Annotated in this window: 17 protein-coding genes; 12 read left to right on the top strand and 5 right to left on the bottom strand. The window is 61.3% G+C overall.

Features of this window, described 5'->3' with window-relative positions; translation table 11 throughout:
* Window positions 1-59: 59 nt before the first annotated feature.
* Window positions 60-1712: an acyl-CoA dehydrogenase family protein gene (locus tag ACUN0G_RS17060; RefSeq protein ID WP_445573872.1), complete on the bottom strand. Its 1653-nt coding sequence runs from the start codon at window positions 1710-1712 to the stop codon at window positions 60-62.
* Window positions 1713-1801: 89 nt separating this feature from the next.
* Window positions 1802-4174, bottom strand: a complete 2373-nt coding sequence (locus ACUN0G_RS17055; protein ID WP_445573871.1) for a hybrid sensor histidine kinase/response regulator — start codon at window positions 4172-4174, stop codon at window positions 1802-1804.
* Window positions 4175-4459: 285 nt separating this feature from the next.
* Here ACUN0G_RS17055 and ACUN0G_RS17050 point away from each other — a divergent pair, with 285 nt between their 5' ends.
* The 4 genes from ACUN0G_RS17050 to ACUN0G_RS17035 all read left to right on the top strand — a co-directional run bounded on the left by ACUN0G_RS17050 (window position 4460) and on the right by ACUN0G_RS17035 (window position 7980).
* On the top strand, window positions 4460-5257 hold the full coding sequence (locus ACUN0G_RS17050) for a hydroxymethylpyrimidine/phosphomethylpyrimidine kinase (protein ID WP_258348361.1): 798 nt from the start codon (window positions 4460-4462) through the stop codon (window positions 5255-5257).
* An 18-nt stretch (window positions 5258-5275) separates the two neighbouring features.
* Complete coding sequence (thiE, locus tag ACUN0G_RS17045) at window positions 5276-5899, top strand: thiamine phosphate synthase (RefSeq protein WP_258348362.1); 624 nt, start codon at window positions 5276-5278, stop codon at window positions 5897-5899.
* Between the two features lie 17 nt (window positions 5900-5916).
* Window positions 5917-7200 carry a glutamate-1-semialdehyde 2,1-aminomutase gene (gene hemL, locus ACUN0G_RS17040; RefSeq protein ID WP_445573870.1) on the top strand — a complete coding sequence of 428 codons (1284 nt, stop codon included), beginning with the start codon at window positions 5917-5919 and terminating at the stop codon, window positions 7198-7200.
* Window positions 7201-7425: 225 nt separating this feature from the next.
* Window positions 7426-7980, top strand: coding sequence for a tetratricopeptide repeat protein (locus ACUN0G_RS17035; protein ID WP_017476238.1), 555 nt, complete (start codon window positions 7426-7428; stop codon window positions 7978-7980).
* A gap of 129 nt (window positions 7981-8109) precedes the next feature.
* On the opposite strand, the gene ACUN0G_RS17030 is transcribed toward ACUN0G_RS17035, so the two are convergent.
* Complete coding sequence (locus tag ACUN0G_RS17030) at window positions 8110-8436, bottom strand: DUF1820 family protein (RefSeq protein ID WP_003215457.1); 327 nt, start codon at window positions 8434-8436, stop codon at window positions 8110-8112.
* Window positions 8437-8568: 132 nt separating this feature from the next.
* Between ACUN0G_RS17030 and miaB the strand changes: the two genes are divergently transcribed.
* The 5 genes from miaB (at window position 8569) to lnt (ending at window position 13978) form a co-directional block, all read left to right on the top strand.
* Entirely contained in the window at window positions 8569-9897 is a 1329-nt protein-coding gene (miaB, locus tag ACUN0G_RS17025) for a tRNA (N6-isopentenyl adenosine(37)-C2)-methylthiotransferase MiaB (protein ID WP_445573869.1), read from the top strand.
* 214 nt (window positions 9898-10111) lie between these two features.
* Window positions 10112-11113 carry a PhoH family protein gene (locus ACUN0G_RS17020; protein ID WP_003215453.1) on the top strand — a complete coding sequence of 334 codons (1002 nt, stop codon included), beginning with the start codon at window positions 10112-10114 and terminating at the stop codon, window positions 11111-11113.
* Window positions 11106-11579 carry an rRNA maturation RNase YbeY gene (gene ybeY / locus ACUN0G_RS17015; RefSeq protein ID WP_258348373.1) on the top strand — a complete coding sequence of 158 codons (474 nt, stop codon included), beginning with the start codon at window positions 11106-11108 and terminating at the stop codon, window positions 11577-11579. The genes ACUN0G_RS17020 and ybeY overlap by 8 nt, the downstream gene beginning before the upstream one ends.
* 27 nt (window positions 11580-11606) lie before the next feature.
* The gene (locus ACUN0G_RS17010) at window positions 11607-12446 is read left to right on the top strand and encodes an HlyC/CorC family transporter (RefSeq protein ID WP_003215451.1); all 840 of its coding nucleotides are present in this window, start codon (window positions 11607-11609) and stop codon (window positions 12444-12446) included.
* Between the two features lie 8 nt (window positions 12447-12454).
* Window positions 12455-13978, top strand: a complete 1524-nt coding sequence (gene lnt / locus ACUN0G_RS17005; protein WP_445573868.1) for an apolipoprotein N-acyltransferase — start codon at window positions 12455-12457, stop codon at window positions 13976-13978.
* A gap of 136 nt (window positions 13979-14114) precedes the next feature.
* On the opposite strand, the gene ACUN0G_RS17000 is transcribed toward lnt, so the two are convergent.
* Window positions 14115-14876: a YdcF family protein gene (locus ACUN0G_RS17000; protein ID WP_445573867.1), complete on the bottom strand. Its 762-nt coding sequence runs from the start codon at window positions 14874-14876 to the stop codon at window positions 14115-14117.
* 103 nt (window positions 14877-14979) lie between these two features.
* Window positions 14980-15297: a hypothetical protein gene (locus ACUN0G_RS16995; RefSeq protein WP_445573866.1), complete on the bottom strand. Its 318-nt coding sequence runs from the start codon at window positions 15295-15297 to the stop codon at window positions 14980-14982.
* A gap of 261 nt (window positions 15298-15558) precedes the next feature.
* Between ACUN0G_RS16995 and leuS the strand changes: the two genes are divergently transcribed.
* From leuS to holA, 3 genes are all read left to right on the top strand, one after another.
* On the top strand, window positions 15559-18165 hold the full coding sequence (leuS, locus tag ACUN0G_RS16990; RefSeq protein ID WP_445573865.1) for a leucine--tRNA ligase: 2607 nt from the start codon (window positions 15559-15561) through the stop codon (window positions 18163-18165).
* A 90-nt stretch (window positions 18166-18255) separates the two neighbouring features.
* Entirely contained in the window at window positions 18256-18861 is a 606-nt protein-coding gene (locus ACUN0G_RS16985) for an LPS-assembly lipoprotein LptE (RefSeq protein ID WP_445573864.1), read from the top strand.
* A 39-nt stretch (window positions 18862-18900) separates the two neighbouring features.
* Entirely contained in the window at window positions 18901-19938 is a 1038-nt protein-coding gene (gene holA, locus ACUN0G_RS16980; RefSeq protein ID WP_445573863.1) for a DNA polymerase III subunit delta, read from the top strand.
* Window positions 19939-20013: the final 75 nt, after the last annotated feature.

The raw sequence follows: 20013 nt of genomic DNA, 5'->3' as shown, positions 1-20013 counted from the left end.
TATTGGCTGATCCACCGCCTTCGCGAGCAAGCCCGCTCCCACATTTTGACCGTATTTGTTCAGGAAAAAGGAGGTGTCGAGCGCGCGACAATCGCTTCCACATCCACACCGCGCGGCAAGGTGCCATAGACCCGGCCAGACGACTCACCCAGTCGGCTGGCGATAAAACCATCACTCACACTGGCATTACCCGCCTCCAGCAACAACTTGGCCTGCAACGCCACCGCAATATCCTCAGTGAGTTGCCGGGCCCTGTACTGAATGTCCTGGGTGTCCATGAACGCTGACTTCAACTGCTCGATGTGCCGCGCCAGGTGCTTGTGACCATGACCATCCCCCAGCTCGACAAACAGCGCTTCCAGCACGCCCGGTTCTTTCGACAAGGCCCGCAGCACATCCAGGCACTGCACGTTGCCGGAACCTTCCCACGTGGAATTGACCGGCGCCTCACGGTACAAACGCGGCAGGATGCTGTCCTCCACATACCCGGCCCCGCCCATGCACTCGGCGGCTTCGTTGATCATCGCGGGCGCGCGTTTGCAGATCCAATACTTGCCCACTGCCGTTACCAGTCGAGCGAATTTGGCTTCCTGTTCGTTATCCAGATGGTCCAGCGCGCGGCCCATGCGCATGCTCAAGGCCAGGGACGCTTCGCTTTCCAGGGCCAGGTCGGCCAGTACGTTTTGCATCAGTGGTTGCTCGCTGAGCACCCGGCCGCCCACCAGGCGATGGGCGCAATGATGGCTGGCCTGGGTCAGCGCCTGGCGCATCAAGGCGCTGGAGCCGACCATGCAATCGAAACGGGTCATGGCCACCATTTCGATAATGGTCGGTACGCCACGGCCTTCTTCGCCGATCATCCAGGCAAGCGCCCCTCGAAACTCCACTTCGCTGGAAGCGTTGGAGCAGTTGCCGAGTTTGTTTTTCAGGCGCTGGATGTAGAACTCGTTGCGGGTGTCATCCGGGCGGTGCCGGGGCAGCAGGAAACAGGTCAGGCCCTTGTCGGTCTGGGCCAGGGTCAGGAAGCCATCGCACATCGGGGCCGAACAGAACCACTTGTGCCCCACCAACTCATACGCCTGGCCCGGGCCGCCGGCACCTACCGGGTAAGCACGGGTGGTGTTGGCGCGCACGTCGGTGCCGCCCTGTTTCTCGGTCATGGCCATGCCAATGGTGGCGCCGGCCTTGTGGGCGATGCCGACGTTGCGCGGGTCGTATTCGGTGGCGAGAATTTTCGGCAGCCAGGTTTCAGCCAGGTCCGGTTGCAAGCGCAGGGCCGGCACGCAGGCGAAGGTCATGGTCAGCGGGCAGCCGGTGCCGGCCTCGGCCTGGCTGTGCAGGTAGGTCACCGCCGCGCGGGCCACATGGGCGCCGGATTGCGGGTGGGCCCACGGAAGCGAAGGCAGGCCATGCTCGACGGCGGTGCGCATCAGTTCGTGGTAGGCCGGATGAAATTCCACCAGGTCGATACGGTGGCCAAAACGGTCGTGGCTGTTGAACACCGGCTTGTTCTGGTTGGCCAGGAAACCGGCCTCCATCAGCGGCCCGCCCGCCAAAGCACCGTAGGTATCGATACGCTGCTCGGCCCAGCCGGCACCAAAGCGCCGGGACCATTCTTGCAGGGGTAGATCGATACGGTACAGGTTGGTGCCGTCCAGGGACGGTGGCTGGTTGGTGACGTCGTGGGTTTCGGCGAACGAGTGCAGGTTCATGACGGGCCTCCTGAAAAAAAGGCCACGTTCATTGAGGCCCGAATTTCAGTTAAGCACCGTCAACCGGGTTAAAAAAGTGGCATAAGCGCCTAAGTGGCGGCGCTTTCACCCTCAACCATGTGCAACAACCGCAGTTGCAGCACCTGCTGCAAGGCCTCAAAGCGCACTGGCTTGGCCACTCGGTCGGTGACACCCACACCATGGCAGCTCTCACGCTCCGGGGCTTGCAAGGAGGTGCTCAAGGCGATCACCGGCAACTCGGCACAGCCGGGCAATGCACGGATCTGGCAGCACAGCGAGAAACCGCCCTCCGGCACATCCAGCAGCACCGCATCAAAGGTGTCACTCTGCAACAGCGCCAGGGCGGCCGGTCCGTTATCGACGGTTTTCACGCGGTAACCGAGCTTGAGCAACATGCCGCGCACCACCAATTGCGCCACGCTGTTGTCGTCCACCAGCAACACCGTGCACTCCTGAGGCGTACGTTGTGCCCTCGGCACTCGTCGCACGGGCTCAGGTTGCACCGGGCTCACGGCAAGTTCCAGCTGGAAGCGACTGCCGCGCCGCGGCTCGGAATTATGGGTGAGGCGACCTCCGAGCAACTCGATCAATTGCCGGCAGATCGCCAGGCCAATGCCCATGCCGCCGTATCGGCGAGTGGTCGAGCCATCGAGCTGGAAGAAGCGCTGATAGAGGGTCGCTTCATCGAGGTAGGCGAAACCGATGCCGGTGTCGGTGACAATAAAGGTCAGGCGCAGGGTTCCGTCCGCCTGGGGCACGCCAACCACCCGCACACGTACCGAACCCTCGTGGGTGAACTTGAAGGCATTGTCCAACAGGCAATCCAGGCATTGCGCCAGCTTGCCGGCGTCACCGTTGATGCGGTCCGGCAGGTCCTCCGCCAGATCAATGGAGAACTCCAGGCCCTTGCTCTGGGCGCTGGCCGCAAACTGCTGGCGCAAGGTGTCGAGCAACCCGCGCAGGCTGAACACCTGGGGTTGCGGGCTAAGGCGCCCGGCCTGCAATTCGGTGAGGGTGAGAATGCCGTTGACCATGCGCATCATCTCGCGCGCCGCACCAGCGGCGGTTTGATGGTACTGCGCAAGGTCGCCCGGCAGCGGCTCGGTCTGCATCAACTCCAGGGAGCCGATCACACCGTTCATCGGAGTGCGCAATTCGTGGGTCAAGGTGGCGAGGAACTCGTCCTTGAGCTGGTTGCTGCGGGCCAGTTGCGTGTTCAGTACTTCGAGCTTCTGGCTGGCATCAAACAGGATTTGCGCCTGTTGCTCACGCATCGAATTGATCCGGTCGGCCAGGGCCAGGGACAGCAAGGCCACTTCGAGCGCCGAGCCGATCTGGCTGGCGTACATCGTGAGGAACACATTGGGCAGATAGCCCAGGACCATCATGGTATTGACCACGCCGCCCAACAGGAACGCAGTCCAGGCAATGATGAAGTAGCGCGCCATCCGCTGGCCGCAATACCAGGCCTTGATGGCTGCCACAAAGATGGTCACGGTGAACACCAGCGCCAACCCGGTAGCCAGACGCAACGCCAGCGCATAGCTGGTGAACAGCGCCAGCACCATCACCCCCGCACCGCAAACGGCCAGCGCCACCAGCAGCCGGTTGATCCAGCGACTGTAAAGTGCGGTGTGCAGGAAGCTGCGGGCAAACAGGCTGCCGAACAGCGCCGCCGAACCGATCAGAAAGGGAACCGCCGCATTCGCCCACCATGGGTTGTTGGGCCAGAAGTACTGCACGGCCACGCCGTTGACCGACAGCTGATACAGGCCGAACGAGGCGATATACAGGATGTAATAGAGGTAGCTGGTGTCGCGCACGCTCAGGTAGATGAACAGGTTGTAGATCAGCATGCCGAGCAACACGCCGTAGATCACACCCAGCACATAGAGGCGCAGTGGCTGTTCTTCGAGGTACGCGGTGGTGGACCAGAGGGTCAGCGGCGCCTGGATCGAGCCTTGGCTTTGCAGGCGCAGGTACAGGGTTTCCCGTTGGTCAGGCGCAAGGTCGAGCTTGAACAGGTAGTTGCTCTGGCGGATTTCGCGGCTGGAGAACGGCAAAATGCTGCCGGTGCGCGACACTAGGCGATAGTTGCCGACGCTGTCGGGCTGGTACAGCTCCAGTTGGTTGAGCGGCGGATAGGCCAGTTCCAGCAGCCAGTTGCGCGAGGCTTCCGGTTTTTTCGGACGGTAATGAAGGTCGACCTTGAGCCAGAACACCGAGCGCGAATAGCCGGCATTCAGGGTGGCTTTGTCATGGGGTTTGAAACGGCTGGCCAGGATCGGGGAGCTGATATCGCCAATCGTCAGGGCACCCGTAGGGTCTTCAAGGACTTGCATCACTTGGCCCAGGGGCAGGCGGGAGGTGGACTCGTTGAACTCGACTGCGCCGGCCAGCATCGGCAGCCCGCTCAACAGTAACATCAGCAAATAGCGCATAGAGCCCCAGCGTGACCTGTCCGGTATGTCAAAAGCCTCCATTCCTTTTGAGTAGACGTATACCGGCGATACAGTTATTGGTTTTAATCCACTCTAGCATAGCCATTACAGGCCAAAAGACACCATTGAAATAATTTTTTGAAAGGCTCTAGAGCGGGCATTACAGAGCATTTGACCTGCTTTCGACGATGATAGCAAACAGCCATTTCAGCCTGTTCATCCGTTAAAAATTCAACCATCGCCCGACAGCCACCCAAAAAGCGTTTGGTGGTAAGCTCGCGCACCATGAATATCTACAGCTCTCGCCCCGTTGTCCTCTGTCTCTCCGGCCATGATCCCAGTGGTGGCGCCGGCTTGCAGGCAGATATCGAAGCCCTGCTCGCCCAGGGTTGCCATGCGGCCCCGGCGGTCACCGCGCTGACCGTGCAGAACACCGTCAACGTCAGCGATTTCCGCGTGCTGGACCGCGAATGGGTGCTGGCCCAGGCCAACGCCGTGCTCGGCGATTCCGAAGTGGCGGCGGTGAAACTGGGCATGCTCGGCTCCCTGGAAATGGTCGACACCGTGGTCGAGCTGCTCAAGGCGCACCCGCATCTGCCGGTGGTCTGCGACCCGGTGCTGCGCGCCGGCGGCGGCGGCAGCCTGGGCAAGGACGAGGTTGGCTACGCCATGCGCGAGCGGCTGTTACCGCTGTCGCTGATTGCCACGCCGAACCTGCCCGAGGCTCGCATCCTCGCCGAACTGCCCGAAGGCACGGCGGACCAGTGCGCCGCAAAGCTGCTGCCCTTCATCAAGCACCTGCTGATCACCGGCGGCCACGGCGACGAGCACGAAGTGCACAACCGCCTCTACAGCCGCGACGGCACGCACCAGACCTTTACCTGCCAGCGCCTGCCCGGCAGTTATCACGGTTCCGGCTGCACCCTGGCCAGCGCATTGGCCGGTCGACTGGCGCAAGGCGAAGGTTTGGTCAGCGCAGTGCAATCGGCCCTCAACTACACTTGGCGCACCCTGCGTGACGCTGAACAACTCGGCCAGGGGCAATTCGTGCCTCGTCGTCTGCCGTTGGATTTCTGCTCGTAACACCAAGAGGCCTGCCCGATGAAACTACGTGGCCTTTATGCCATTACCGACAGCCAACTGTTGGCCGGCAAGTTCCTGGCCTACGTCGAAGCGGCGTTGGACGGTGGCGTGACCCTGCTGCAATACCGCGATAAAAGCAGCGACGAAGCGCGCCGCCTGCGGGAAGCCGAAAAACTGCGGGAGCTGTGCTCGCGCTACAAGACGCAACTGATCATCAACGATGACGCCGAACTGGCCGCGCGCCTCGGCGTCGGCGTGCACCTGGGCCAGACCGACGGCCCGCTGACCCCGGCCCGCGCGCTGCTGGGCTCCAAAGCGATCATCGGCTCCACCTGCCACAGCCAGATCGAACTGGCTGAGCAGGCTGCCAAGGAGGGTGCCAGTTACGTCGCCTTCGGCCGCTTCTTCAACTCCAACACCAAGCCCGGCGCCCCGGCGGCCACCGTTGAACTGCTGGCCCAGGCCCGCACGCGGTTGCACCTGCCGATCTGCGTGATCGGCGGCATCACCCTGGAAAACGCCGAGCCCCTGGTAGCCCATGGTGCCGACCTGCTGGCGGTAGTCCACGGCCTGTTTGGTGCCGACAGCACCCAGGAAGTCACGCGCCGCGCCCGCGCCTTTAACGACCTTTTAAAATCTTGAATTCAGAGAACACGATCATGTCCCGTTCCGAAACCCTGTTTGCCAATGCCCAGAAACACATCCCCGGCGGTGTGAACTCCCCCGTGCGAGCGTTCAAGAGCGTTGGCGGCACACCATTGTTCTTCAAGCATGCCGAAGGCGCCTACGTCACCGACGAAGATGACAAGCGCTACGTCGACTACGTGGGTTCGTGGGGCCCGATGATCCTCGGCCACAGCCATCCGGACGTACTGGACGCGGTGCGCCAGCAGCTGCAACACGGCTTGTCCTACGGCGCACCAACCGCCATGGAAACCGAGATGGCCGACTTGGTCTGTTCCATCGTGCCGTCCATGGAGATGGTGCGGATGGTCAGCTCCGGCACCGAAGCCACCATGAGTGCGATTCGCCTGGCCCGTGGTTTCACCGGCCGCGACAGCATCATCAAGTTCGAAGGCTGCTACCACGGCCACTCCGACAGCCTGCTGGTCAAGGCCGGCTCCGGCGCGCTGACCCAGGGCGTACCGAGCTCCGCCGGTGTGCCGGCTGCATTTGCCAAACACACCCTGACCCTGCCGTTTAACGACATCGCTGCGGTCGAGCAGATGCTCAGCGAAGTCGGCCAGGAAGTGGCGTGCATCATCGTCGAGCCGGTGGCCGGCAACATGAACTGCGTACCGCCAGCGCCGGGTTTCCTGGAAGGCCTGCGGGAACAGTGCGACAAGCAGGGCGTCGTGCTGATTTTTGATGAAGTGATGACCGGTTTCCGCGTCGCCCTCGGCGGCGCCCAGGCTTACTACGGCGTTACCCCGGACCTGAGCACCTTCGGCAAGATCATCGGTGGCGGCATGCCGGTGGGCTGCTTCGGCGGCAAGCGCGAAATCATGCAACACATCGCACCGCTGGGCCCGGTGTACCAGGCAGGCACCCTGTCGGGTAACCCGCTGGCCATGGCCGCCGGCCTGACCACCCTGCGCCTGATCAGCCGCCCGGGCTTCCACGCCGAGCTGACCGACTACACCACTCGCCTGCTGGACGGCCTGCAACAGCGCGCCGATGCGGCCGGCATTCCGTTCGTGACCACCCAGGCGGGTGGCATGTTCGGCCTGTACTTCAGCGGCGCTGACGACATCGTCACCTTCGACGACGTGATGGGCAGCGATGCCGACCTGTTCAAGCGCTTCTTCCATCTGATGCTGGAAGGTGGCGTGTACCTCGCCCCGAGCGCTTTTGAAGCCGGCTTCACCTCGATCGCCCATGGTGATGCCGAGCTGAAACTGACCCTCGATGCCGCCGAGCGCGCCTTCGCCGCCTTGAAATAAGCGGCGCAAAAATCCGACGTCGCCCCTGGCGGCGTCAGATTTGCTACTTTGCTTACAGGCATTTCCGTCTTTTTTCGAGAATTCACCTGCAATCCGGCAGATAACTTGCCCACGCAGCAGAAAAACGAGTAAAGACTTTGTAAGCAGGTGCCTGCTTATTTCATAATGCGCGCTTATTGGATCCCCCCGTGGGTCCCGCGCCCCGTCAGAGGTAAGTCGATTCCCATGAAACGCACCGGCCGCACCCTGGTTCTGGGCTGCCTGTTGCTCCTTCAGCCGCTGCTGGCGTTTGCCCAGGCAGGCGGCAACTCGTTGTTAATCCCAGCGATGGGTCGTTGCACCCTCAATACCCAGCCAGAAAGCCAGGCCGAAGCCCTGAGCGCGTGCCAGAAACAGGCCGATGGCGGGGATGCGCAGGCGCAATACGAGTTGGGCGAGTACTTCTACGACAGTAAAAATCCCGCACGCGACCTCAACAAAGCCTTGAGCTACTTCGAGAAAGCCTCGTTGCAGGGCCACGCCCAGGCGCAATTCCAGCTGGGCACCATGTTTTTCCACGGCGAAGGCGTACCGGCCAATAACGTTCAGGCGTATATCGTGCTGAAAATGGCGGCGGTCAACGGCGCCGAAGATGCACTGGACACGGCCGACGAAGTGGCCGAGCACATGCAGCGGGACGAACTGGAAGTGGCGACCCAGGTGCTGGGGCAGATTTTCCGTAACTACCTGCAGGAACTGCAGAGCGCAGATGGCAGCTCGCCATTTTCGCCACTTCCCTGAGTTTTGTAGCGCCTTTACTGCCGCCTTCGCGAGCAAGCCCGCTCCCACACTCGACTGTATTCCAAAGGTGGAACTCGGTTGAAAGTGGGAGCGGGCTTGCTCGCGAAGGGGTCGACGCGGTCTAAAGCCTTACTTCTCAGGCATCGGCATCGGAAACGGCATGACATTGCTCATGCCCCGGGCCTCGCTGATTTTCGGCGTGCCCAAGCGCTCGACTTCATCGATGCGCACAATCGAATGCATCGGCACAAAACTGCGCACCACGCCCTCGAACTGAGCCTTGAGTTTTTCCTCGCCCGGGTCGACGACCAACTGTGTGCGCTCGCCAAAGACGAACTCTTCCACTTCCAGGAAGCCCCACAGATCACTTTGATAGATCTGCTTGGCGTACATTTCGAACACCTGGCCCTGGTTAAGGAAAATCACCTTGTAGATTGGAGCTTCACGTTTGGTCATGGTGGGCGGGTAACACATCGGGGGATATAAAAGAGGGCGCGAACTATAGCATGGCGTCCGATGCACAGTGCTAGGAACCTATCGGCATGCCCCCTATAATGCGCGGTTCTTTACCACCAGTTGACGATCCCCATGGCCAAGAAGCTTTACATCGAAACCCACGGTTGCCAGATGAACGAGTACGACAGCTCGCGCATGGTCGATCTGCTGGGTGAACATCAGGCCCTGGAAGTCACCGCCCGCGCTGAAGATGCCGACGTGATCCTGCTCAATACCTGCTCGATCCGCGAGCGGGCCCAGGACCGGGTCTACTCGCAGCTGGGCCGCTGGCGCGAACTGAAACTGGCCAACCCGGACATGGTGATCGCCGTCGGCGGTTGCGTGGCCAGCCAGGAAGGCGCCGCCATTCGCGACCGCGCACCGTACGTCGACGTGGTGTTCGGCCCGCAAACCCTGCACCGCCTGCCGGAAATGATCGACGCCGCACGCATCACCAAGCTGCCGCAAGTCGACGTCTCGTTCCCGGAAATCGAAAAATTCGACCATTTGCCCGAGCCGCGCATCGACGGCCCGAGCGCCTATGTGTCGGTCATGGAAGGCTGCAGCAAGTACTGCACCTTCTGCGTGGTGCCCTACACCCGCGGCGAAGAAGTCAGCCGCCCGTTCGACGACGTACTGGCTGAGATCATTCACCTGGCCGAGAACGGCGTGCGTGAAGTGACCCTGCTGGGGCAGAACGTCAACGGCTATCGCGGCCAGACCCATGACGGGCGCCTGGCGGACCTCGCAGAGTTGATCCGCGTGGTGGCGGCCGTCGACGGGATCGAGCGGATTCGCTACACCACCTCGCACCCACTGGAATTCTCCGACAGCCTGATCCAGGCCCACGCCGAAGTGCCGGAACTGGTCAAACACCTGCACTTGCCGGTGCAATCGGGCTCGGACCGCATCCTCGCGGCGATGAAACGCAACCACACCGCCCTGGAGTACAAATCCAAGCTGCGCAAATTGCGTGCGGCGGTGCCGGGAATCTGCATCAGCTCGGACTTTATCGTCGGCTTCCCGGGTGAAACCGAGAAAGATTTCCAGCAGACCATGAAGCTGATCGAAGACGTTGGTTTCGACTTCTCCTACTCGTTCGTCTACAGCCAGCGCCCGGGCACCCCGGCGGCGGATCTGGCGGACGAGACTCCGGAAGCGGTGAAGAAAGAGCGCTTGAACGCCCTGCAGCATCGCCTCAATCAACAAGGCTTCGAGATCAGCCGACAGATGGTGGGCTCGACCCAGCGCATCCTGGTGACCGACTACTCGAAAAAAGACCCTGGCGAATTGCAGGGCCGGACCGAGAACAACCGGATCGTCAACTTCCGCTGCGATAATCCGACACTGATCGGGCAGTTCGCCGACGTGCACATTGACGCGGCACAACCGCACTCGCTGCGCGGCTCGCTGATCCAATAAACCAAGTTTCTGTAGGAGCGAGCTTGCTCGCGAAAAACCTGAGGGCACTGCGTATATTCAGGCTGCAAGCGGTATCGTTGACGTTTTTCGCGAGCAAGCTCGCTCCTACAGAATCGCCCTCAGCCAAGATGCTCCGTTTAAGTGCTTTCGCACCCGGCCTGCTGGCGTTATCCTTGATTTCATCTTAATTGCCCCTGGGCGGCTAAAAACGACCTTGAACGCACCCATAGAACCACATCGTTTTCTCCTCGAGCCCTTTGAGGCTCGCCGTTTCGCCAATCTGTGCGGACAGTTCGACGAGCACCTGCGCCTGATCGAACAACGCCTGAGCATCGAGATCCGCAACCGCGGCAATCAATTCGAGCTTATTGGTGAACCCCAACACACCACCTCGGCAGAAAACCTTCTGCGCCGCCTCTACCGGGAAACCAAAGGTAGCGAGCTGTCGCCGGAAACGGTGCACCTGTACCTGCAGGAATCCGCCGTGGAAGACCTGGCCAATAACCCGGTAGCCGAAGCCAGCGTCGCGTTGCGCACCAAGAAAGGCATGATTCGCCCTCGCGGCTTGAATCAGCAGCGCTACGTCAAAGAGATCCTGGGTAACGACATCAACTTCGGCATCGGCCCTGCCGGTACCGGCAAGACCTACCTGGCCGTGGCCTGTGCGGTCGACGCCCTCGAGCGTGAGCAGGTGCGACGCATCCTGCTGGTGCGCCCGGCGGTGGAAGCCGGCGAAAAACTCGGCTTTTTGCCCGGCGACCTGGCCCAGAAGATCGACCCGTACCTGCGCCCGCTCTACGACGCGCTCTACGAGATGCTCGGCTTCGAATACGTGGCCAAGCTGATTGAGCGCCAGGTGATCGAGATCGCCCCGCTGGCCTACATGCGCGGCCGCACGCTGAACAACAGCTTCATCATCCTCGACGAAAGCCAGAACACCACCGTCGAGCAAATGAAAATGTTCCTGACCCGGATCGGCTTCGGCTCAACGGCCGTGATCACCGGCGACGTCACCCAGGTCGACCTGCCCAAAGGCACCAAGTCGGGCCTGGCGCAGGTGATCGACGTGCTCAAGGACGTGCCGGGGATCAGCTTCACGCACTTCATGCCCAAAGACGTGGTCCGTCACCCGCTGGTGCAGCGCATTGTCGAAGCCTACGAGCGCTTCGAACACCGCGATGACCAACCGGCCAAGGACACTCGCCGCGATGCTTGAGCTTGACCTGCAGCTGGCCACCGAAGCGCCCGCCCCCAGCGAAGAACAGTTCCGCCAATGGTGCGCCCTGGCCCTGCGCCAGCGCACCGCCGACTCGGAACTGACCATTCGCCTGGTGGACGAGCCCGAAGGCCGTGAACTGAATCACACCTGGCGACAAAAAGACTACGCGACCAACGTGCTGTCGTTTCCCGCTGACGTTCCCGACGAGTTACTGGACATCCCACTGCTGGGCGACCTGGTGATCTGCGTCGAAGTGGTCGAGCGTGAAGCGGCAGAACAAGGAAAGGAACTTGAAGCCCATTGGGCTCATCTAGTCATCCACGGCTGCTTGCATCTCTTGGGTTACGACCATATAGACGATGACGAAGCCGAGGAAATGGAAGCACTGGAACGAACGTTGCTTGCAGAATTGGGTCATCGCGACCCATATGCAGATGACGAAATTGAAACTACACCTAACTGAAACAACAAAGGATTTAGAGTAATCGCTATGAGCGAAGACCGATCGAGCAACGGGCAAAAGTCATGGCTGGGGAAACTCACCCAGGCCTTTGCCCACGAGCCGAAAAACCGCCAGGAGCTGCTGGAGCTGCTGCGCGAGGCACATCAGAACAAGTTGCTGGACAGCGAAGCGCTGGCCATCGTCGAAGGCGCTATCCAGGTCGCTGACTTGCAGGTGCGGGACATCATGGTTCCGCGCTCGCAGATGGTCAGCATCAAGGCGACCCAGACCCCACGGGAATTCCTCCCGGCCGTCATTGATTCGGCGCACTCGCGCTACCCGGTGATCGGCGAAAGCCATGACGACGTCATGGGCGTCCTTCTGGCCAAGGACCTGCTGCCGCTGATCCTCAAGGAGAACGGCGACAGCTTCAACATCAAGGACCTGCTGCGTCCTGCCACTTTCGTCCCCGAATCCAAGCGCCTGAATGTGCTGCTGCGCGAATTTCGTGCGAACCACAATCACATGGCCATCGTGATTGACGAATACGGCGGTGTGGCCGGCCTCGTGACCATCGAAGACGTGCTGGAACAGATCGTCGGTGACATCGAAGACGAACACGATGTGGAAGAAGACAGCTACATCAAGCCGCTGCCCAGCGGTGACTTCCTGGTCAAGGCCCTGACGCCGATCGAGAACTTCAACGAGTTCTTCGACAGCGAATTCTCCGACGATGAGTTCGACACGGTTGGCGGCCTGGTGATGAGTGCGTTCGGGCACCTGCCCAAGCGTAACGAGACCACGGAAATCGGTGCCTATCGCTTCCGCATCCTGAATGCCGACAGCCGCAGGATCCATCTGATTCGCCTGACACCTATTGCCCGCTAAGGACTGACATGCGCCGTCTCACTGCACCCGGCTGGCCCGGTAACCTGCTGGCCGTGGTGGCCGGCGCCATCACTACCCTGGCGCTGGCGCCGTTCGACCTCTGGCCGTTTGCGCTGGTGGCCGTCGGGTTCTTTTATGCGGGATTGCGTGAACTGACACCACGCCAGGCCCTGGGCCGTGGCTGGTGTTTCGGTTTCGGTCTGTTTGGCGCCGGTACCAGCTGGATCTACTACAGCATTCACCATTTTGGCGGCGCTTCGGTGCTGCTGGCTGGCATGCTGATGCTGGCGTTTACGGCGGCCATTGCCTGGTTCTTTGCCCTGCCTGCCTGGCTGTGGGCGCGCTGGCTGCGCCGCAACGAAGCGCCACTGGCGGATGCCCTGGCCTTCGCGGCCTTGTGGGTTGGCCAGGAAGCATTTCGCGGCTGGTTCCTCACCGGTTTTCCCTGGCTCTATTCCGGTTACAGCCAGCTCGACGGCCCTCTTACCGGCCTCGCGCCGCTGGGCGGAATGTGGCTGATTTCCTTTGCCCTGGCGCTGACCGCCGCACTGATCTGCAACCTGCCGCGTCTGCTGGCGGCTAAGCGCAACCTGTTCATCGGTGCCGGCTTGCTTCTGTTGGTGGCGCCATGGGCCATCGGCCTGGCACTCAAGCATCACGCCTGGACCAGCCCTTCTGGCGCGCCGCTGACCGTGGCGGCCGTCCAGGGTAACGTCGAACAAAGCATGAAGTGGGACCCCGAGCAGTTGAATGCGCAGCTCGCGCTGTACCGCGACATGAGCTTCAGCTCCAAGCCCGTCGACCTGCTGGTATGGCCGGAAACCGCTGTGCCGGTGCTCAAGGAATCCGTCGAGGGTTACCTGGGCATGATGGGCAAGTTCGCTGCCGACCGGCACACCGCGCTGATCACCGGCGTGCCGATCCGCCAGGAAGTGCACCACCAGAAGCGCTTCTTCAATGGCATCACGGTGGTGGGCGAAGGCGACGGCACCTACCTGAAGCAGAAGCTGGTGCCGTTTGGCGAGTACGTGCCGCTGCAGGACATGTTGCGCGGCTTGATCGCGTTCTTTGACCTGCCGATGTCGGACTTCGCCCGCGGGCCGTCCGACCAGGCTTTGCTGCAAGCCAAGGGCTATCAGATTGCGCCATTCATTTGCTATGAAGTGGTGTACCCGGAGTTCGCCGCCGGCCTGTCGGCCCGTAGCGATTTGTTGCTGACCATCAGCAACGACACCTGGTTCGGCCGCTCCATCGGCCCGCTGCAGCATTTGCAGATGGCCCAGATGCGCGCCCTGGAAGCGGGTCGCTGGATGATTCGCGCCACCAACAATGGCGTGACCGGCCTGATCAACCCGTACGGGCAGATTACCGTGCAGATCCCGCAGTTTGAACGCGGGATTCTCTACGGTGAAGTGGTGCCGATGCACAACCTCACGCCCTATCTGGAATGGCGCTCGTGGCCGTTGATCATCCTGTGCCTTGGCCTGTTTGGCTGGGCGCTGTTGGCGGGCCGGATGTCGAAAACGGTTTAATAGAAATACTCGAATAAATGTGGGAGCTGGCTTGCCTGCGATAGCATCACCTCGGTGTAACTGACAAACCGAGGTGCCTGCATCGCGGGCAAGCCCGGCTCCCACAGAAGCCCGCTCCCACATTTGCCCGGCGGTGTTACCTGTAAAACATCCGGTAGCCCACCTGCCCCACCGCTTCATTCAGCAACTGCCCGCTCTGCCAGATTGACTTGAATTCCGGCATCCAGCCACCCACTGGCCGGGCATTGTCTAAACCGAGAAACCCCATCGGCGCCGGAACCACCGTAAACCCAGCCTTTTCGAAGCTCCATCGCGAACGCGGCATGTGCCAGGCCTGGGTTACGACGACCACACGCTTGATCCCCTGCGGCAATAAAATCTCGGCGCTCATCTGCGCGTTTTCCCAGGTGGTGCGGCTGCGCTCTTCCTTCCAGCGCACGCTCACGCCAAAGTCATCCTGCATCGACACCGCCATCAACTCCGCCTCACTCGGTGGCGTGCCGTAGTGCAAACCACCGCTGGTCAGCACCGGCAAGCCCGAAGCCTTGGCCAAGCGGGCCGCATAGCGCTGGCGCTCAAGACCGATACCCGTGGGCTGATCGGAGCCCCACGCCGGATCCCCGCGCTCACGCCCGGAACCCAACACCACAATCGCATCAGCCCGCTGCGCCAGGGTCGCCCATTCGTCACGGGCCAAAGGCGGCTCGGTCTCCAGCGCCTTTGCCCCCCATTGCACCACCACCGGCAGGCTCATCAACCACATCCCGCCAAATCCCAGGGCAAAGCACACCGCCGCCAGTCGCGGCCGACTGCGGCGAAACCACCAGGCAAGCGCCAGCAACAGCAACAGAATGCCGGGCGGCAACAGCAATTGTTTAATGAAGTAACGAATAGGCATCGGGCATCTCCAAAGATGCCCGAAGCCTAAGGTGAAACGAGGTTTAGCGACAATCTTTACAAGAACAAACGTTGAGAAGGCTACAGATCACTAACGCGGTGCTTCACTTGAAACGCACGGACCGGAGTTTTTCCGGGCTGCGACCGGCCGAGAAATCCTTGAGCCATACCACCTTGGCCGAGCGCGAAAACTCCTGGGCTGGCGGGGAGGCCATGCCATGGGGCGCGCGATGCTCATTTAACTCCAGATACACCCTGATCACGTCCAGCTCTGCCTGGCTCAAGCCACGCAGTTCCAACTCCAGAGGCCGTTCATCACACAATCGGCCTGCGGTTTTTGCTGCATCCAGTGCTCGACCCAAACGGTCGATCAGCCCTTCGTACACCTGCGGTTTCGTTAAAGTCCTCTGCAAATCAACCATCCCTCACCTCATTAAAGATAAGACCCACTCCCCACTAAACAGCGTAGTCCTGCTGGCCCCGCCTGCGCGACGCCGCGACCAACGGCCTCGGCCGCGCAATCAGGGTTTCCCTCGATAGAGTGGGGTCATGTATGCTACGGCGCTTCCTGTAACTCCACTTCCCGCAGGGTTTGGGCACGGACGCGCCGCTTTTTGGTGTCGATCAACCTGAACGTTGCACCGAAGAGGATTAGGCCACCCCTATTCAGTTCAAAAGTAGCCATGCACGAACAATATCAGCCCCGTGAAATAGAAAATGCCGCCCAGTCGTTCTGGGATGAGCAAAAGTCCTTTGAAGTCAGTGAACAGCCAGGCAAGGAGACTTTCTATTGCCTATCGATGTTCCCTTACCCCAGCGGCAAGCTACACATGGGGCATGTGCGCAACTACACCATCGGCGACGTCATTTCCCGCTACCAGCGCATGCTGGGCAAGAATGTCCTGCAACCCATGGGTTGGGACGCCTTCGGCATGCCGGCGGAAAACGCCGCGATGAAGAACAACGTAGCGCCCGCCAAGTGGACCTACGAAAACATCGCCTACATGAAGACCCAGCTGCGCAGCCTGGGCCTGGCGGTGGACTGGTCCCGCGAGGTGACCACCTGCAAGCCTGATTACTACCGCTGGGAACAATGGCTGTTCACTCGCCTGTTCGAAAAAGGTGTGATCTACAAGAAGAGCGGCACCGTGAACTGGGACCCGGTGGACCAGACCGTACTGGCCAACGAGCAAGTGATCGACGGCCGCGGCTGGCGCTCCGGCGCGCTGATCGAAAAGCGCGAAATCCCGATGTACTACTTCAAGATCACCGCCTACGCGGATGAACTCTTGTCGAGCCTCGACGATTTGCCGGGCTGGCCCGAGCAGGTCAAGACCATGCAACGCAACTGGATCGGCAAGTCCAAGGGCATGGAAGTGCAGTTCCCCTACAACGTCGACTCCATCGGCGCAGAAGGCGTACTGAAAGTCTTCACCACCCGTCCGGACACCCTGATGGGCGCGACCTACGTCGCCGTGGCCGCTGAACACCCGCTGGCCACCCAGGCTGCACAGAACAACCCCGAACTGCAGGCGTTCATCGCCGAATGCAAAGGCGGCAGCGTGGCCGAAGCCGACGTCGCCACCCAGGAGAAAAAAGGCCTGCCGACCGGGCTGTTCGTCGAGCACCCACTGACCGGCGAGAAGCTGCCGGTATGGGTCGCCAACTACGTGTTGATGCACTACGGCGATGGCGCGGTAATGGCCGTGCCAGCCCACGACGAACGCGATTTCGAATTCGCCACCAAGTACAGCCTGCCCATCAAGTCCGTGGTGCGCACCAGCTCCGGTGACACCAACCCGGCCCCGTGGCAAGACGCCTACGGCGAGCACGGCACCCTGATCAATTCCGGCGAGTTCGATGGCCTGGATTTCGAAGGGGCCTTCGACGCTATCGAAGTCGCGCTGATCAAGAAAAACCTCGGTGCCTCGCGCACCCAGTTCCGCCTGCGTGACTGGGGCATCAGCCGCCAGCGCTACTGGGGCTGCCCGATCCCGATCATCCACTGCGAAACCTGCGGTGACGTGCCGGTGCCGGAAGACCAATTGCCCGTCGTGCTGCCGGAAGACGTGGTGCCGGACGGCGCCGGTTCGCCCTTGGCGCGCATGCCTGAATTCTACGAATGCACTTGCCCGAACTGCGGCGCCCCGGCCAAGCGTGAAACCGACACCATGGACACCTTCGTGGAGTCCTCGTGGTACTACGCCCGCTACGCCTCGCCGCACTATGAAGGCGGCCTGGTGGAAAAATCCGCGGCCGACCACTGGTTGCCGGTTGACCAGTACATCGGCGGTATCGAACACGCCATCCTTCACCTGCTGTACGCGCGCTTCTTCCACAAGCTGATGCGTGACGAAGGCCTGGTGAGCTCCGATGAGCCGTTCAAGAACCTGCTGACCCAGGGCATGGTGATTGCCGAAACTTACTACCGTCGCGAAGCCAATGGCGCCTACACCTGGTTCAACCCGGCGGACGTCGAGCTGGTGCGTGACAGCAAGGCCAAGGTGATCAGCGCCAAGTTGATCTCCGACGGCCTGCCGGTGGAAATCGGCGGCACCGAGAAGATGGCCAAGTCGAAGAACAACGGCGTCGACCCACAGTCGATGATCGACCAGTTCGGCGCAGATACCTGCCGCCTGTTCATGATGTTCGCCTCGCCGCCCGACATGAGCGCGGAATGGTCCGACTCCGGCGTAGAGGGTTCGCACCGTTTCCTCAAGCGCGTCTGGCGCCTGGCGCATGCCCATGTCAGCCAGGGCTTGCCGGGCAAACTGGACGTGGCAGCCTTGAGCGATGAGCAAAAAGCCATTCGCCGCAGCACCCACCTGGCCATCAAGCACGCCAGCCAGGACGTGGGCCAGCACCACAAATTCAACACCGCCATCGCCCAGGTGATGACGCTGATGAACGTGCTGGAAAAAGCACCGCAGGCCACCGAGCAGGACCGCGCGCTGGTACAGGAAGGCCTGGAAACGGTCACCCTGCTGCTGGCACCGATCACGCCTCACATCTGCCACGACCTATGGAGCCGTTTGGGCCACAGTGGCGCCGTCATCGATGCCGGCTGGCCGGTACAGGATGACAGCGCCCTGGTACAGGACACGCTGCAACTGGTGATTCAGGTCAACGGCAAGCTGCGTGGCCAGATCGACATGCCAGCCAGCGCCAGCCGTGAAGAAGTCGAAGCCGCCGCCCGTGCCAATGAGAACGTGCTGCGCTTCACCGAAGGCCTGACGATCCGCAAAGTGATCGTGGTGCCCGGCAAACTGGTCAATATCGTCGCTAGCTAATCGGATCGGGCGCCAAGGGAATAACCCTGGCGCCGAACAAAACCTCCAGGGCCTCGATAAGGCCCACATGGTTTCAAGGGGAGCATCAAAATGATCAAACGCAATCTGCTGGTTATGGGCCTTGCCGTGCTACTGAGCGCTTGCGGCTTCCAGCTGCGCGGCACCGGCCACACCGAACTGGCGATCAAGGAACTGGACGTCACCGCCCGTAACTCCTACGGCGAGACCGTTCAACAGCTGCGCCAGGTCCTGGAAAGCAGTGGTGTCAAAGTCTATTCAGGCGCAGCTTACAAACTGAACCTGGTGGATGAGAAAGAAGATCAGCGCAACCTCAGCTACGCCAGTGCCGGGCGTGCTTCGGACATTGAGCTGAGCACCACGCTCTTCTTCGAAATCCAGGGCCATGACAACCTGCCGCTGATGGGCGACAAGATCCAGGTACAGAAAGTCGTGAGCCACGACGGCAACAACCTGGTGGGTTCGGACTCCGAAACCATCCAGGTGCGCAAGGAAATGCGTCGTGAGCTGGTGCAGCGCATGGTTCTGCGCCTGCAACTGATCACCCCGGAAAAACTGGATCAACTGCAGCAAACGGCAGATAACAAGGCCAAGGCAGATGCCGATGCGCTGAAAGCGGCGCAAGAGTATGAAAACAGCCAGCCTAAACAGTCGCCTGTCGAAGTCCCTGTCGAGTAAGCCAGACGGGGCGCCCCAGGCGCCCCGTTCGCCCTGCCTATGAAACTTGCCCCCGCCCAACTCGCCAAGCATCTGCAAGGCAGCCTCGCGCCCGTCTACATCGTCAGCGGTGATGACCCGCTGCTGTGCCAGGAGGCTGCGGACGCGATTCGCACGGCCGCCCGGCAACAGGGCTTCGATGAACGCCAGGTATTCAGCGCCGACGCCAGTTTCGACTGGGGCACGCTGCTGCAAGCCGGGGCGAGCATGTCGCTGTTTGCCGAAAAACGCCTGCTGGAACTGCGCCTGCCTTCGGGCAAGCCTGGCGATAAAGGCGCGGCAGCATTGATGGAGTACTGCGCACGCCCTGCCGAAGACACGTTGCTGCTGATCAGCCTGCCCAAGCTTGATGGCAGCGCGCAGAAAACCAAGTGGGGCAAGGCGCTGGTGGAAGGCGGTCAGACCCAGTTCATACAGATCTGGCCAGTGGACAGCAGCCAGCTGCCGCAATGGATTCGTCAGCGCCTGTCGCAATCCGGGCTGACTGCCAGCCAGGACGCCGTAGAGCTGATCGCGGCGCGGGTGGAAGGCAACCTGTTGGCAGCCGCCCAGGAAATCGAAAAGCTCAAGCTGATGGCTGAAGGCGGCCAGATCACCGTCGAAACCGTACAAGGCGCCGTGGCTGACAGCGCGCGCTTTGACGTATTTGGCCTGGTGGACGCGATCCTCAACGGCGAACCCGCCCACGCCTTGCGCATGCTCGAAGGGCTGCGCGGCGAAGGCGTCGAGCCACCGGTGATTCTCTGGGCCCTGGCTCGGGAATTACGCCTGCTGGCCAATATTGCCCTGCAATACAGCCAGGGCATCCCGCTGGACAAGGCTTTCAGCCAGGCACGGCCACCGGTGTGGGACAAGCGCAAACCGCTGATCAGCAAAGCCCTGCAACGGTACTCGGCGCAACGCTGGGCGCAATTGCTGCTCGAGGCCCAGCGTATTGACGCGCAGATCAAGGGCCAGGCGGCTGGATCGCCGTGGATGAGCTTGAGTCGTTTGTCACTTTTGATGTCAGGACAGCGCTTGGCGCTGCCTGCTGAATAGTCCTACGTATCGCTGGGCTGGACAGAATCCAAACTTCGGCCGATGATTCGCACCGCATCATCAACCCGCCAAAGA

It is taken from the genome of Pseudomonas sp. 32A, assembly GCF_052682255.1.
This window is presented reverse-complemented; position numbering and strand designations above follow the sequence as displayed.

Excerpts from the sequence above, each read along its gene's own strand:
- ACUN0G_RS17060 (WP_445573872.1), bottom strand. The coding sequence starts at position 1,712 with ATGAACCTGCACTCGTTCGCCGAAACCCACGACGTCACCAACCAGCCA.
- ACUN0G_RS17055 (WP_445573871.1), bottom strand. The coding sequence starts at position 4,174 with ATGCGCTATTTGCTGATGTTACTGTTGAGCGGGCTGCCGATGCTGGCC.
- ACUN0G_RS17050 (WP_258348361.1), top strand. The coding sequence starts at position 4,460 with ATGAATATCTACAGCTCTCGCCCCGTTGTCCTCTGTCTCTCCGGCCAT.
- thiE (WP_258348362.1), top strand. The coding sequence starts at position 5,276 with ATGAAACTACGTGGCCTTTATGCCATTACCGACAGCCAACTGTTGGCC.
- hemL (WP_445573870.1), top strand. The coding sequence starts at position 5,917 with ATGTCCCGTTCCGAAACCCTGTTTGCCAATGCCCAGAAACACATCCCC.
- ACUN0G_RS17035 (WP_017476238.1), top strand. The coding sequence starts at position 7,426 with ATGAAACGCACCGGCCGCACCCTGGTTCTGGGCTGCCTGTTGCTCCTT.
- ACUN0G_RS17030 (WP_003215457.1), bottom strand. The coding sequence starts at position 8,436 with ATGACCAAACGTGAAGCTCCAATCTACAAGGTGATTTTCCTTAACCAG.
- miaB (WP_445573869.1), top strand. The coding sequence starts at position 8,569 with ATGGCCAAGAAGCTTTACATCGAAACCCACGGTTGCCAGATGAACGAG.
- ybeY (WP_258348373.1), top strand. The coding sequence starts at position 11,106 with ATGCTTGAGCTTGACCTGCAGCTGGCCACCGAAGCGCCCGCCCCCAGC.
- ACUN0G_RS17010 (WP_003215451.1), top strand. The coding sequence starts at position 11,607 with ATGAGCGAAGACCGATCGAGCAACGGGCAAAAGTCATGGCTGGGGAAA.
- lnt (WP_445573868.1), top strand. The coding sequence starts at position 12,455 with ATGCGCCGTCTCACTGCACCCGGCTGGCCCGGTAACCTGCTGGCCGTG.
- ACUN0G_RS17000 (WP_445573867.1), bottom strand. The coding sequence starts at position 14,876 with ATGCCTATTCGTTACTTCATTAAACAATTGCTGTTGCCGCCCGGCATT.
- ACUN0G_RS16995 (WP_445573866.1), bottom strand. The coding sequence starts at position 15,297 with ATGGTTGATTTGCAGAGGACTTTAACGAAACCGCAGGTGTACGAAGGG.
- leuS (WP_445573865.1), top strand. The coding sequence starts at position 15,559 with ATGCACGAACAATATCAGCCCCGTGAAATAGAAAATGCCGCCCAGTCG.
- ACUN0G_RS16985 (WP_445573864.1), top strand. The coding sequence starts at position 18,256 with ATGATCAAACGCAATCTGCTGGTTATGGGCCTTGCCGTGCTACTGAGC.
- holA (WP_445573863.1), top strand. The coding sequence starts at position 18,901 with ATGAAACTTGCCCCCGCCCAACTCGCCAAGCATCTGCAAGGCAGCCTC.